Below are 13,239 nucleotides of genomic sequence, written 5' to 3'. Positions count from 1 at the left end.
GGAGATGAAACAAGTGGGTAGTTCGAGCTTTACACATGAATTAGTTATTATTACAGGAATGTCAGGGGCGGGCAAAACGGTAGCAGTTCAGAGCTTTGAAGATTTAGGCTATTACTGCGTCGATAATTTACCACCGGAACTTTTGACTACTTTTTTAGCACTAATGAAAGATTCGGAAAAGAAAATTTCACGTATCGCCGTCGTAATGGATTTACGTGGGAGAGAATTTTTTGGGTCATTAATCGAATCGCTCGACGCGTTAATGAATGAAGAGGATATTTTACTCCGGATTTTATTTTTAGAGTCCGACGATGCCACTTTAGTTCGACGATATAAAGAATCTCGTCGTTCACACCCACTTGCAACACAAGGTTTACCATTGGAAGGAATTCAACAGGAACGGGAATTGCTTTCAGAGGTAAAAGGCCGTGCAAAAACAATTGTAAATACATCCAAGTTGAAACCACGGGAGTTACGCGAACGCATTGCACAGGAATTTTCGAATATGAGCAGCCCAACTTTTTCACTAAATATTATGTCATTTGGCTTTAAGCATGGCTTACCGATCGATGCCGATTTAGTGTTTGATGTACGTTTTTTGAAAAACCCCTATTATGTTGAAGAATTGCGACATAAAACAGGACTTCAGACAGAGGTTTCTTCATATGTGCTTGCAACGGAAGAAACACAACAGCTCATTGCCAAACTAACGGACTTGTTTACATTTATGATTCCGCATTACCGCAGTGAAGGGAAATCACAGCTAGTGATCGCCTTTGGCTGTACAGGTGGACAACATCGCTCGGTAACGCTCGCTGAATACTTTGGCAAACTGTTAGCAAAAAATGACCAAGTCATCATTTCACATAGAGATATCAATCATAGAAAGGATTGATTAAATGAAGAAAAAGAGAACGCGTATTGTCGTTATCGGTGGGGGGACAGGGCTTTCTACGATATTACGAGGTTTAAAGCAACACGCATTTGATATTACAGCCATCGTTACGGTAGCGGATGACGGTGGCTCTTCTGGGCGTTTACGGGATGACTATGATATTCCACCTCCAGGAGATGTACGGAATGTAATAGCAGCATTGTCGGATGTGGAGCCCTTAGTTGAGCAAATGTTTCAATATCGCTTTTCACAATCCAATGACTTGGGCGGACATTCTCTAGGCAATCTAATGCTAACAGCTTTAACGGAAATTACTGGTGATTTTAACCATGCCATTGCAGAAATGAGTAAAGTTTTGAACGTGCACGGGAAAGTCATACCTGCCGCAAATAAAAAAGTAACTTTACATGCTGAATTAATGGATGGTTCAGACGTTATTGGCGAGTCAAAAATTCCGTCTGGCCATGCTCCAATTAAGCGTGTTTATTTAGAGCCGAGCAATTTAAAACCGTTACCCGCTGCGGTTCATGCAATTGAACGCGCGGATTTTATTTTGATTGGACCAGGTAGTCTTTATACGAGCATCATTCCGAACTTATTAGTGAAAGGAATTGGCCAGGCGGTCGTTCGTGCAAAAGGTGAAAAAATTTATATAGCCAATTTAATGACTCAACAAGGTGAGACGAGTAAATATACAACCTCGCAGCATATTGAGGCCATTCATACTCATGTAGGCGAGCCGTTTATTGAATCGGTATTGATTAATGAAAAAGAGCTTCCATCGTTAATTTACGAAAACTATCGAGAAGAAAATGCTGAGCCCGTAAAATTTGATATAGATAGAATAAAAGATATGGGCATCAATATTATTAAAAAAGAAATTGCACTTATCCAAAATGGAACAGTACGTCATGATGCGACTAATTTAGCGGATTGGCTTTGTGAATATACAAAACTAAAACAACAAACGATGCAGTAATATTACATGTAATCACTACATAGTTTGCTAGGAAAGGGGGAGCACATACATGTCCTTTGCATCGGAAACAAAAAAAGAGCTTACACAGGTTGAAGCAAATGACAGTTGTTTAAAGGCTGAAGTGTCCGCCCTTATACGAATGAATGGTTCTTTAAGCTTTGCGAATCGCCAAATAAGCTTGGATGTTCAAACAGAGAATGCTGCAATAGCACGACGACTATATATCATCGTAAAAAGGCTCTATCCATATAATGTAGAGCTTCTTGTGCGGAAAAAGATGCGCCTGAAGAAGAATAATGTGTATATATGCCGTGTTCGGGAAGGTGCCCGTGAAATATTGGATGATTTAGAAATTGTATCGAATTCATTTGAATTTAATCATACGATTTCAAAAACTATTATTCCGAAAAACAGTGAGCGCCGTGCCTATTTACGTGGTGCATTTTTAGCAGGTGGTTCGGTCAATAACCCGGAGACTTCCTCTTATCATTTGGAAATCTATTCTTTATATAAGGAGCACGGGGAGGCGTTGGCACAGCTAATGAATCGCTATGATCTCAATGCAAAAACGATTGAACGAAAAAAAGGCTATGTCACTTATTTAAAAGAGGCAGAAAAAATTTCGGATTTTATGAATTTAGTTGGTGCCGTTCAGGCAATGCTGAAGTTTGAAGATGTACGAATCATAAGAGATATGCGAAACAGTGTGAATCGAATCGTAAACTGTGAAACTGCTAACCTGAATAAGACAATTGGTGCAGCACTGCGACAAGTTGAAAATATCCGCTATATTGATAATGCAATGGGACTTGATCAATTACCCGAAAAACTACGGGAAATTGCCCGTCTTCGAGTGGAATATCAGGATGTCACATTAAAAGAGCTTGGCGAGATGGTATCAACAGGCGTTGTAAGTAAATCGGGTGTTAATCATCGGTTACGTAAAATCGATGATATTGCGGAGGCCATTCGACGTGGGGAAAAGATTTAGCCACATTGATTGCGCGGGTTTTTTTTATAAACTAACGATTTAAGTCCATTTATGCTAAGGTATAGTTAATAATGGTGGCGATTTCATAAATACCGTAATCTATTATTGTTCTTTTCGAATAATTTCGATAAGATAAATAAAAGAAGCGATGAACGGTTGTGAAAGGGAGTATATCAAGATGATCGAAAAACAAGTAGAAGTAAAGCTGAAATCCGGCTTACAGGCAAGACAAGCTGCATTATTCGTACAAGAAGCAAATCGTTTTAAAGCAGATGTCTTTTTACAAAAGGATACGAAAAAAGTAAATGCAAAATCGATCATGGGAATTATGAGCTTAGCTGTGGCAAAAGGAACGGTTGTCACATTATGTGCTGATGGTCACGATGAAGAAAAAGCCATTAACGCTCTTCAGCTTTTAATCGAAAAAGCAAACTAACTTGAAAAGCACAGCCATTTCACAGGATGAAAAGGTTGTGCTTTATTTTTATATACAGAGTAGAGGAGCATAAAGCATTGTGCAAAGTGGCGAATATTTATTGAGGAGTGGCGAATATTCGATTGAAAGTGACGAATAAATGAAGCACAGTGGCGAATATTCAATTGAAAGTGGCGAATATGCTTACCTTTGTGGCGATTATTCTTATTAAATTGGATAATATAATTTTTGGAGTCACCAATTATAATACTTTTCAAAGTCACCAGAGCGAGTGGGGAATAAAAATATTCTATTGCATAGTTCCTAGCGGATAATTGAAATGAAATACACTAAAAACTAAAAAAGCACACAGGATAAACTCCTGCATGCTTCGTGCTGTATTATTTCTTTAATTGGTTACGCTCATAGATTTTGTCGATTAAGCCATAGTCTTTCGCTTGCTCGGCAGTCATGAAGTTATCACGATCTGTATCACGTGACAATGTTTCGAAAGATTGACCAGTGTTTTCAGCCATGATTCTATTCAGCTTTTCACGTAAGTGTAAAATACGTTTTGCTGCGATTTCGATTTCTGTTGCTTGACCTTGTGCGCCACCAAGTGGTTGGTGAATCATCACTTCTGCATTTGGTAATGCAATACGTTTACCTTTTGCACCAGCAGAAAGTAAGAAAGCACCCATTGATGCAGCCATACCGATACAAATAGTTGAAACATCCGGCTTGATGAAGTTCATCGTATCATAAATGGCCATACCTGATGTGATTGAACCACCTGGTGAGTTAATGTATAGGTAGATGTCTTTATCTGGATCTTCTGCTTCTAAAAATAGTAGCTGTGCAACGATTGAGTTTGATACGTTGTCATCGATTCCGCTACCTAATAAAATGATGCGGTCTTTTAATAAACGTGAATAAATGTCATATGCACGTTCCCCGCGATTTGTTTGTTCAATAACTGTAGGAATTAAGTTCATTGAATAATCCTCCCTTTGTTAAAGCTTTTTATTCGAATTCTTATGCTGAAAAATGGAAATCATTTCAGCTGTAAACCTATCATACACGTATTAGTCAGTTATGGTCAAATATAAACTCTGACTTTTGCTATTGAAAATATGGCGTACCATCTGTATAATGGGAAAAGTTGAACATATACTTATTTTGTCCTCGTGGTGTAATGGATAACACTTCAGATTCCGGTTCTGAGGCTGGGGGTTCGATTCCCTCCGAGGGCGTTTTTTTTTTTATTAATGAATAATTAAGTATTGGCATTCTATATTTAATAGGATGATATGCACTATTACTGCCATTATTTAACATTTATTTTTGGGCACTATACTATAAATTTCCGATTTCTGTATAAATTAAACGTACTTTTAAAATATATTTGAAATTTTTAAGTGAAATTTATAATTTAGACTTGAAATAAGTGTGGATAATTAGTAAATTATTAAAGGTTATGTTCAAGCAATACTATATTATAATGTCCCTATAGGACGCCATTTTACTGTTTTCATATACTTTTCTATACCAATTGTAGAAAAATAGCATAATAGTTAATTCTCTACAATGGAGGATGGATTTTTTGTTAGGATAAAAGGAATCACTGTACCGGTTCCTTTTATCCTTCATTCTCTTAAAAAAATAATACATTCTAAGACTACTTTCGGGAAATTTCCGCTAAGTAGTCTTTTTTTGTACTGCATAAAGAATTGCCCTGGATTATGGTTCATCACCATAAGTTGGTGATACCAAAATTGAAAAATTAAGATTTTCTAGCTAAGTCCGTTCTAAGAGAAGTAATTTTTACTGCACATTCGCTCCTGATTGTAGTCGAATTCGTGTACCTAATATGCTAGAACGTAATTAGATTCAAAAATGAAATGGAATTATTTGTTCAGTAATAAATCCAATTACAAATGAAAGGACAATAGTTATCACCATTTGTTTAGGATCTTTGTAAAAGATTATGCACAAGATAATATACATAATTAATTCTTCAATATAATTCAAGGAAATATAAAACAAACCCATCCCTAAAGATAGACTCAACATTAACCCCATAGGCAAGGCGGGTAAGCCAAAGTATAGTGGCTTCTTGTTTTTAGCCCCCCATACAATGATTCCAAGCACAGGAGAGGCAAGTGCTACGGTACCCCAAAGTATAAAATAACTTGTCGGGAAAAATCCGAATAAATAAGCTGAATAAATATAATAACTCACTAGCATTCCCATAAAAAATAGAAATGTATTAATAGCAGACCTGATAAATGTTCTACTATATGCAGCTATAAATGTTGCAATCAATACCCAGATGCCTAATCTTGTGAATAAATCCCCAAAATAACTTAGAACACCTAACCACCAACTCCCATCTACAATGGCGATTGTATCTAAATATTTGGATATTGCACCTAAGGATACTCCTAAGAAAATACACACGATATAGTCTGGTATTTTATTTTTTATCTTCATCATATCCTCCAAAAAATGTTTACAAAACCAGGACAAATTTAATAAACCTTTAAAAGTCGCACAATCTGATTGAATTGCGTAATGAGAAAAATAGAGGAATGAATTTCCGTTATTTCTAAAATAACATAAAAAATAGTGAAAATAAGGGAAGGGATTTCCGTTATTGACCTAAAAAACATGAAATTCCAGGATTTTATTTAAAATAACGGTAAAACGTTCCCTTATTTATTCAAAAACAAGCTACATCATTCAAATAACGGTAAAATCTCCCGTTATTTTAGAAGGGCAATGAAAAACTTATTTTTTTATGGCGATTTATTTTTTAAAACAAAAATAAGGCACTTTCTATCTATCAATGCGTTTTGCCCACTCGAAGTTGGTCGGACGCTTTAGCGCTGTCTTGCCGTAGCCCACTAATCAATTAAGTGAAATTTTATTAGAAAGGCAATCACATGTTATGGTGATGAACCTAAATTTCTAAAAAAAGAGGAAATAAAATACAGTGCCCATAGTACATAGAAGGTTTGAAAATAATAATGATATATTAATTTAATGAATAAATATTAAAAGATATGCAGATTTCTTATCATTTTTGTTATAAAAATTCATCATACTGCAATAATAATCATTTTTTTAAAAATTAAATGTTGTATATTAATTGGGGAATTAATATAATTGAACAAGATATTAATTAAAAAACTTAAAAATCCAGGAGGATATTCATAATGAACGCTAGAAAATTATTTAAATGGGCAGCTCCTTTGGCAGCAGCTTCAATGATATTAACAGCATGTGGTGCAGATGAAAAAACATCTACAGGGGATAAAGAATATACAAAAATCGTAGCCGGTACGGAAGCGACATACGCTCCTTTTGAGTATTTAGATGATAAAGGGAATGTAGTAGGCTTAGATGCTGATATTTTAGCTGCCATTGGTGAAGAGATGGGCATTGAAACAGAAATTAAAAATGTAGGTTGGGACTCAATGATGAGCCAAGTGACAAACGGTGAAATTGATATGGGTGCAGCAGCAATTACGATTACAGATGAACGTAAACAATCATATGACTTCACAGATCCGTATTATGAAGCAACATTGTTAATCGTGACAAAAGAAGGTTCGACAATTGCCTCTTTGGAAGATATTAAAGACAAAAAGATTTCAGTACAGCTTAATACGACAGGTCATAAGGCAGCTCAGGACCTACAAGGAATCGCAAGCTCAAACATTTTAGCGTATGAAAACTTTTCAATTGCACTGACAGAAGTATTAACAGGTGCATCAGATGCAGCAATCGGGGATAATGCTGTCATTTTGGAATACTTAGAAAACAATCCTGATTCAGGTTTAAAAGCAATCGAAGACGATTCATTTGAAAAGGATTACTTTGGTTTCATGGTGAAAAAAGGTAATACAGAGTTGTTAAATATTTTAAATGAAGGTCTGCAAAAGATTAAAGCTAATGGCAAGTTAGCTGAAATTACAGGTACAGAAATCGAATAAGCAATATTTTAATTTATTGGAGGGTTTCAGATGGAGTTTTTTGATTTTTTCCGTTGGGAAATTATCTGGAACTACCGTGAGCTATATGCAAAAGGACTTTGGGCGACTATTGTTTTAACAGCATGTGGTTATATTGGTGGTATCATTTTCGGTCTGCTTTTAGGGTTAGGCCAAGTTTCGAAAAAAAAATTGATTTATTGGCCGGCTAAAATTTATGTAGACGTATTCCGTGGTACACCATTGCTAGTGCAATTATTATTAATTCACTTAGCTGTTATTCCAACTATTTTTGGTTCATCACAAGGTTGGTGGGTATCGGGTATCGTTGGATTAATTTTAAATAGCGCGGCATACAATGCGGAAATTTTCCGTGCAGGGATTCAATCAATAGACAAAGGGCAAATGGAAGCAGCAAGGTCTTTAGGTTTAACACACTCTCAGGCGATGCGTAAAGTCATTTTACCTCAAGCATTCCGTCGTATGATTCCACCATTGGGGAATGAATTTATTGCATTATTGAAAGATTCATCTCTTGTAACGGTTATTGCCGGTGCAGAAATATTATACGTGAGTAAAGTCGTTGCCGGAACGTATCAGCGTTTCTGGGAGCCATATTTATTTGCAGCGTTCTTATATCTTGTATTAACATACGCCGTAACGAAGCTCGTTGCATTTATCGAAAAACGGGTCGATATCAATTACAACCCACGTAAGAAAAAGGAGCGGGCGTAAATGATTAAAGTAGAAAACTTACACAAGCATTTTGGCAAGCTCGAAGTGTTAAAGGGAATTGATTATGAAGTGCAGGAAAAAGAAGTAGTCTGTGTTATTGGACCTTCTGGATCGGGTAAGTCGACATTTCTCCGATGCATGAATTTACTGGAAGAAGTTACAGATGGCGCGATTTATATTAATGGTGTCCAAATTAATGATCCAAAAACAAATATTAACGAAATCCGAACGGAAGTAGGGATGGTATTCCAGCAGTTTAACTTGTTCCCGCATATGTCGGTTATTGATAATATTACGATGGCGCCAATGCAAATTCGAAACTTGAACAAACAAGATGCTGAGCAATTGGCAATGGAGCTTTTAGATAAAGTTGGATTGCGTGAAAAAGCGGATAATTACCCACAGCAATTATCAGGCGGTCAACAACAGCGTGTTGCAATTGCACGTGCTTTAGCAATGAAGCCAAAAGTAATGCTATTTGATGAGCCAACCTCAGCGCTGGACCCTGAAATGGTTAAAGAGGTTTTAGAAGTAATGAAAAACCTTGCCAAAGAAGGTATGACGATGGTTGTTGTCACACATGAAATGGGCTTTGCACGCGAAGTAGGTGACCGAGTACTGTTCATGGATGGCGGATATATTGTAGAACAGGGTCATCCGGAAGACGTATTCGGCAATCCACAAAATGAACGTACGAAAGCATTTTTAGGGAAAGTATTATAGAGATAGAAAAAAGCTATCTTTTACTATATTAAAATATAGTGAAGATAGTTTTTTTAATACAAAATATCGGAAAATTCAAAATAAATGTTGTATTACTATATTCAATAAATGTATAATTATAACATAAAATGTATAGGGGGATTTACAATGTCGAATAAAAAATGGTTAACAATGATGCTGCTAGTGGCATTATCAATAGTTTTAACTGCGTGTGGTACTGGGGATAAAGAAACTTCTGGTGCAGATGCGGAAGGGAATTTTTCCAAACTATTAGTCGGCACGGAAGCTACTTTTGCACCGTTTGAATCGATGAATGATAAAGGGGAAATTGTAGGGATCGACGTAGATATTATGAATGCAATCGGTGAAGAGATGGGCTCGGAAATCGAATTTAGAAATGTCGGTTGGGAGCCGGTATTCCAACAGCTAAAGAATGGTGAGTTGGATTTAGGGGCATCAGGAATTACAATTACAGATGATCGTAAACAAACATTTGATTTCACAGATCCATATTACGAAGCGACATTAATGATTGTCGTAAAAGAAGATTCACCAATTACAACACTGGATGAGTTAAAAGATGAAAAAATCTCTGTACAAATTAATACAACAGGTCATGAAGCGGCAAAAAAACTGCAAGGTAAAACGAGCTCAAAAACTTTAGCGTACGAAAACCAGCCAGTTGCCTTCCAAGAAGTAATTAATGGTGCAGCAGCGGCAGCAATCGGTGATAATGCAGTAGTATTAGAGTATTTAAAGAACAATCCGAATTCCGGCTTAAAAGCGATTGAATCGGATCAGTTTGAAAAAGAATATTACGGCTTCATGGTGAAAAAGGGGAACACTGAGCTATTGAATCACTTAAATGAAGGCTTAAAGAAAATTAAAGAAAACGGTAAGCTTGAAGAAATTACAGGACAGAAGATTGACTAAGAGGGAAAACATTTTCCACTTCCGTCAGAATTGATTTCGGTTACGGGAACGCTTTCCGGGGGCACGGCCTGAGCCTATGTCCCAAATTTAGTTTTTTTATAGAAGATTAGGCATGAAACCTTGTAACAAGTGGTTTCATGCCTATTTTTTATCGCTATAGAAGATTATTTTTAATATGGATGGCTTTGGAGAATAATCTTGCGTCTTTCCCCATTTTAGTGGGAGCATATTTGTATTGACTTAAGCAATGCTGGAATAGCGCATCGCAATATCGTTTATCGTATCCATAGTAATAGCATGCATCATGGTGCAGGCAACAGTTATCTACTGCATTTGTTGGTGCACCGGGACCGGAACACCCTGGTCCGCAGTATCGGTAACCAGGGTAACAGAAACCGATTTGACGTCTCATTATTTTAATCTCCCTTCTTTTAATAGTTAACATATAGTATGTTCTCCTATATAAGAAGGGAAGGGCTAATCTATTTATAACTAGGTGAAAACAATGCATAGGACTTTGCCGGAAAATAGTAAAAGATGGATAGGTGAGAGGCGTTCGTGCAGCCTCTCTTTATAAAAGTAAAATCAATCATTTCATACTCACGGAATTTACGGGCAAAACGGAACTTTCTGCAACCTTCAAAACGGCATTTACAAGGACATCGGCACCCTTTGAGCATTCCTCAAATGAAGTGTACTCATCTTCACGGTGGCTATAGCCGTTTGCGCTTGGAACGAAAATCATTGTGGAAGGAATATACCCGGCAATAAATTGGGCGTCATGGCCGGCACCGCTATACATATGTCGGCTTGAATAGCCTAAGTCATCAGCGCTTGCTGCTACAGCACCCACAACTTCCGGTGCAAAATGAACAGTATCGCGGCTCCATAATTTCGAATAGCTAAGCTGACAATTTTCTATTTCCTTTGGTAGGTCAAAAATGATTTGTTCTACTTGCGCGATAACAGAAGGGTCTTGATGGCGGGATTCTAACGAGAATGTTACTTTGTTTGGAATGACTGTATGAATATTCGGATAGGCATTAATGCGTCCGATTGTGTAAACAAGATCATCAGGGAGCTGTTTTAGTTTGTTCTGCAGGATTGAAATAATTTGCATTGCGGCAAACATACTATCTTTACGCATTGAAATAGGGGTCGTCCCAGCATGATTCGATTCACCAGTCAAAGTGATGTCATAGCAGACCATGCCAAGCACACCTTCAACTATGCCGATTTCAGTTTCATAGTGTTCCAGTACGGGGCCTTGCTCAATATGAAGCTCTAAATAGGCATGAGCATCTGTTAGACGGTTTGCCATATCACCTTCATAGCCGCTTTCTTTTAGGGCTTGTTCAAAGGTTACGCCTTCTACGTCTGTGGAAGCGAGCATCTTTTCCTTTTCGAACTTTCCAGAAAGAACGCCAGAAGCCATTAACGAAGGCTCAAAGCGTGCGCCTTCCTCGTTTGTGAAGTTCACGATTGTTAGAGGGTGGTTCAGTTCTAGTCCGGAATCAATTATTGTTTGGACTGCCTCTAAAGCAGTTAAAACACCTAGAACGCCATCAAAGCGTCCACCTTTAATAACGGAATCCAAATGTGAGCCCATCACAATCGGTAAATTGTTTGATTTGCCTGGAAGTGTTGCGTACATTGTACCCATATCATCGGTCGTGACAATCATTCCTAGCTGTTCGCAAGTTTCCTTCAATTTGTTGCGCGCCAGAATATCCTCATGGGAAAGACTTAAACGTGTGACACCGTTATTTTCCGTAGCTCCAAATTTACTGAATAACTCAATACTGTTTTTTAGTCGTTCGCGATTGGTTTTTAACATTAGGAGTCCCCCTTTATTCCATTAATATATATACATTAGCATTTTTATATAACAAATTAATATATACCTAATGTAAAATGATACAATAATTGTATGGACGAATTGTTAATTAGAGGAGGCTGCCTATGATAACTGTAAGAGAAGTTCTAAATCGAAAATACTTTGAATCTGCCAAAGTTGTTGCAGGTCAAACAGGTTTAAATCATGCTATAAAATGGATTCATATATTGGAAGTTATCGATGTGAAGCAGCTAATTAAAGGGAATGAGCTTATTTTAACAACGGGCGTTATTTTAAAGGACAACGAGCAAGGGTTTTTAAATTTTGTCCAACAGCTTAGCGATTTGGAAGTAGCAGGACTGTGCATTGAACTCGGGATGTATATTCAGGTCGTACCGGAAAGTGTCGTAAATTTAGCGAATAGTCTGGATTTTCCTCTTATCGTTTTTCAAGAAATCGTGCCGTTTATAGGAATTACGCAGGATTTGCATACAGCAATTATCCATCAGCAATACGATATATTGAGGCAGCTGGAGGATTATTCCCAAAAAATAAACAACTATGTTTTGAAGGTAAATGACAAAGCGAAAATTCTGCAGTACATGCAAAAGTATTTAAATGTGAATACTTACTTTGAGGTAAATAAAGGAACAAGCCTCGCAATCCCAGATAAAAAGATTGAAAATTATAAATATTACATTAATAGTCTAAGCAGTAAGAATAAAGCAAGTCTTGAAATGACTTTATTTGACCAAGTGTATGGAACGGTTCATATCTATTCTGAGAAAAGGGAAATAACAGAATTGGATTTATTAATTTTGGATCGTACAGTCGTTACATTGTCTCAGTTTGTCTTAAGAGATTTATATATTGAAGAAAAGCTTGAAAGTGAAAATCGGAAATTTTTCGAGAAATGGCTGGAAGGCAAAAACAGCGATGATGAAATGCTTTATTTTATTGAAGAATCAGACCAAAAGTTAAAGAAAAGCGGTTGGATGGTTATGATTCATCAGATGCGAAGAAAAAATATTATACAGGATTTGACTAATTATAAAATGAATCTCCGTCAGGCTCTGCAAAAGGAGGGCTTTTACACTTTTATCGTGGAGCAGTCCCAGTATTTAATATTTATACTGAATGATTTAGGACAGGCAGATACGTATAAAGAGCGAATGAAGCGAGCTATGAATGAACTTATCAATCAGTACAGGCTAGATACGCTCATTGCGGTAGGCAAATATGTTTCCCATTACAATGAATTGAAGGAAAGCTATCAAACTGCACAAGAGACGCTTCAAATACGGATGAAGAATATGGAGCTTTCCTATTTCTATGATGAACTGCTTCTTTATCATATGGTAAAGGTTTTACAAAATAACAATAGTTTAATGCAGGCCGCCAAGGAAAAGATTGATATGTTGAGTCATTACGACAGCAAGCACAATACGAACTTAATTCAAACATTAGATATCTTTTTTCAGTGCAATGGATTGAAAAAGGAAACAGCCGAAAAATTATTTATTGTGCGTCAAACGCTGTATCACCGTCTTGAAAAGGTGGAGCAGATTATTGGTAGTGATTTTATGAATTATGAAAATCGTTTATGTTTGGAACTCATGTTATTGATGACAAAGCATAATTATTATGAGGGGATGAAAGTCACCTAATCTTGCGGATGTGACGTTTTTTCCCGGGGGATCGTTCTACATAGACACCATCCTAACCTACTAATGATG

13 protein-coding genes and 1 tRNA gene are annotated in these 13,239 nt (G+C 36.9%); 10 read left to right on the top strand and 4 right to left on the bottom strand.

The genetic code is table 11. From position 1 onward, the window contains the following. Positions 1 to 4 precede the first annotated feature (4 nt). The 4 genes from rapZ (at position 5) to SNE38_RS01615 (ending at position 3,301) form a co-directional block, all read left to right on the top strand. A complete protein-coding gene (gene rapZ / locus SNE38_RS01630; protein ID WP_191699533.1) occupies positions 5 to 895 on the top strand; it encodes an RNase adapter RapZ in 891 nt (296 codons plus the stop codon). Between the two features lie 4 nt (positions 896 to 899). Then, positions 900 to 1,874 (top strand): gluconeogenesis factor YvcK family protein, encoded by a 975-nt coding sequence (locus SNE38_RS01625; RefSeq protein WP_191704387.1) that lies wholly within the window; start codon positions 900 to 902, stop codon positions 1,872 to 1,874. 49 nt (positions 1,875 to 1,923) lie between these two features. After that, the gene (gene whiA / locus SNE38_RS01620) at positions 1,924 to 2,865 is read left to right on the top strand and encodes a DNA-binding protein WhiA (RefSeq protein ID WP_191704386.1); all 942 of its coding nucleotides are present in this window, start codon (positions 1,924 to 1,926) and stop codon (positions 2,863 to 2,865) included. Positions 2,866 to 3,043: 178 nt separating this feature from the next. Continuing rightward, positions 3,044 to 3,301 (top strand): HPr family phosphocarrier protein, encoded by a 258-nt coding sequence (locus SNE38_RS01615; RefSeq protein WP_191699537.1) that lies wholly within the window; start codon positions 3,044 to 3,046, stop codon positions 3,299 to 3,301. 380 nt (positions 3,302 to 3,681) lie between these two features. On the opposite strand, the gene clpP is transcribed toward SNE38_RS01615, so the two are convergent. Beyond that, positions 3,682 to 4,275, bottom strand: a complete 594-nt coding sequence (gene clpP, locus SNE38_RS01610; protein ID WP_191704385.1) for an ATP-dependent Clp endopeptidase proteolytic subunit ClpP — start codon at positions 4,273 to 4,275, stop codon at positions 3,682 to 3,684. Positions 4,276 to 4,461: 186 nt separating this feature from the next. Between clpP and SNE38_RS01605 the strand changes: the two genes are divergently transcribed. Continuing rightward, positions 4,462 to 4,533 (top strand) — tRNA-Arg (locus SNE38_RS01605). A gap of 637 nt (positions 4,534 to 5,170) precedes the next feature. Here SNE38_RS01605 and SNE38_RS01600 read toward each other — a convergent pair. Beyond that, on the bottom strand, positions 5,171 to 5,776 hold the full coding sequence (locus SNE38_RS01600) for a hypothetical protein (RefSeq protein WP_191704384.1): 606 nt from the start codon (positions 5,774 to 5,776) through the stop codon (positions 5,171 to 5,173). Between the two features lie 722 nt (positions 5,777 to 6,498). Between SNE38_RS01600 and SNE38_RS01595 the strand changes: the two genes are divergently transcribed. From SNE38_RS01595 to SNE38_RS01580, 4 genes are all read left to right on the top strand, one after another. Further along, positions 6,499 to 7,278: a basic amino acid ABC transporter substrate-binding protein gene (locus SNE38_RS01595; protein WP_336045757.1), complete on the top strand. Its 780-nt coding sequence runs from the start codon at positions 6,499 to 6,501 to the stop codon at positions 7,276 to 7,278. Positions 7,279 to 7,308: 30 nt separating this feature from the next. Beyond that, positions 7,309 to 8,010 (top strand): amino acid ABC transporter permease, encoded by a 702-nt coding sequence (locus SNE38_RS01590; RefSeq protein WP_191704382.1) that lies wholly within the window; start codon positions 7,309 to 7,311, stop codon positions 8,008 to 8,010. Next, the gene (locus tag SNE38_RS01585) at positions 8,011 to 8,733 is read left to right on the top strand and encodes an amino acid ABC transporter ATP-binding protein (protein ID WP_191704381.1); all 723 of its coding nucleotides are present in this window, start codon (positions 8,011 to 8,013) and stop codon (positions 8,731 to 8,733) included. 147 nt (positions 8,734 to 8,880) lie between these two features. Further along, positions 8,881 to 9,666, top strand: coding sequence for a basic amino acid ABC transporter substrate-binding protein (locus tag SNE38_RS01580; protein WP_191704380.1), 786 nt, complete (start codon positions 8,881 to 8,883; stop codon positions 9,664 to 9,666). A gap of 154 nt (positions 9,667 to 9,820) precedes the next feature. Here the strand turns inward: SNE38_RS01580 and SNE38_RS01575 are convergent, their stop codons facing one another. Together SNE38_RS01575 and SNE38_RS01570 are read right to left on the bottom strand one after the other, a co-directional pair. Then, entirely contained in the window at positions 9,821 to 10,078 is a 258-nt protein-coding gene (locus SNE38_RS01575; protein WP_225223827.1) for a Parvovirus coat protein VP1-like protein, read from the bottom strand. 177 nt (positions 10,079 to 10,255) lie between these two features. Next, positions 10,256 to 11,503, bottom strand: a complete 1,248-nt coding sequence (locus SNE38_RS01570) for a Zn-dependent hydrolase (protein WP_336045756.1) — start codon at positions 11,501 to 11,503, stop codon at positions 10,256 to 10,258. 125 nt (positions 11,504 to 11,628) lie between these two features. Here SNE38_RS01570 and SNE38_RS01565 point away from each other — a divergent pair, with 125 nt between their 5' ends. Further along, the gene (locus SNE38_RS01565; RefSeq protein ID WP_336045755.1) at positions 11,629 to 13,170 is read left to right on the top strand and encodes a PucR family transcriptional regulator; all 1,542 of its coding nucleotides are present in this window, start codon (positions 11,629 to 11,631) and stop codon (positions 13,168 to 13,170) included. Positions 13,171 to 13,239: the final 69 nt, after the last annotated feature.

The sequence above is a fragment of the Solibacillus ferritrahens genome, assembly GCF_037027585.1.
Lineage (GTDB): Bacteria > Bacillota > Bacilli > Bacillales_A > Planococcaceae > Solibacillus > Solibacillus ferritrahens.
The sequence above is the reverse complement of the archived record's forward strand: the minus strand, read 5'-3'. Positions and strand labels throughout refer to the sequence as shown.

What these genes read in the sequence shown, in the direction of transcription:
- rapZ (WP_191699533.1), top strand. Translation starts at nt 5, where the DNA reads ATGAAACAAGTGGGTAGTTCGAGCTTTACACATGAATTAGTTATTATT.
- SNE38_RS01625 (WP_191704387.1), top strand. Translation starts at nt 900, where the DNA reads ATGAAGAAAAAGAGAACGCGTATTGTCGTTATCGGTGGGGGGACAGGG.
- whiA (WP_191704386.1), top strand. Translation starts at nt 1,924, where the DNA reads ATGTCCTTTGCATCGGAAACAAAAAAAGAGCTTACACAGGTTGAAGCA.
- SNE38_RS01615 (WP_191699537.1), top strand. Translation starts at nt 3,044, where the DNA reads ATGATCGAAAAACAAGTAGAAGTAAAGCTGAAATCCGGCTTACAGGCA.
- clpP (WP_191704385.1), bottom strand. Translation starts at nt 4,275, where the DNA reads ATGAACTTAATTCCTACAGTTATTGAACAAACAAATCGCGGGGAACGT.
- SNE38_RS01600 (WP_191704384.1), bottom strand. Translation starts at nt 5,776, where the DNA reads ATGATGAAGATAAAAAATAAAATACCAGACTATATCGTGTGTATTTTC.
- SNE38_RS01595 (WP_336045757.1), top strand. Translation starts at nt 6,499, where the DNA reads ATGAACGCTAGAAAATTATTTAAATGGGCAGCTCCTTTGGCAGCAGCT.
- SNE38_RS01590 (WP_191704382.1), top strand. Translation starts at nt 7,309, where the DNA reads ATGGAGTTTTTTGATTTTTTCCGTTGGGAAATTATCTGGAACTACCGT.
- SNE38_RS01585 (WP_191704381.1), top strand. Translation starts at nt 8,011, where the DNA reads ATGATTAAAGTAGAAAACTTACACAAGCATTTTGGCAAGCTCGAAGTG.
- SNE38_RS01580 (WP_191704380.1), top strand. Translation starts at nt 8,881, where the DNA reads ATGTCGAATAAAAAATGGTTAACAATGATGCTGCTAGTGGCATTATCA.
- SNE38_RS01575 (WP_225223827.1), bottom strand. Translation starts at nt 10,078, where the DNA reads ATGAGACGTCAAATCGGTTTCTGTTACCCTGGTTACCGATACTGCGGA.
- SNE38_RS01570 (WP_336045756.1), bottom strand. Translation starts at nt 11,503, where the DNA reads ATGTTAAAAACCAATCGCGAACGACTAAAAAACAGTATTGAGTTATTC.
- SNE38_RS01565 (WP_336045755.1), top strand. Translation starts at nt 11,629, where the DNA reads ATGATAACTGTAAGAGAAGTTCTAAATCGAAAATACTTTGAATCTGCC.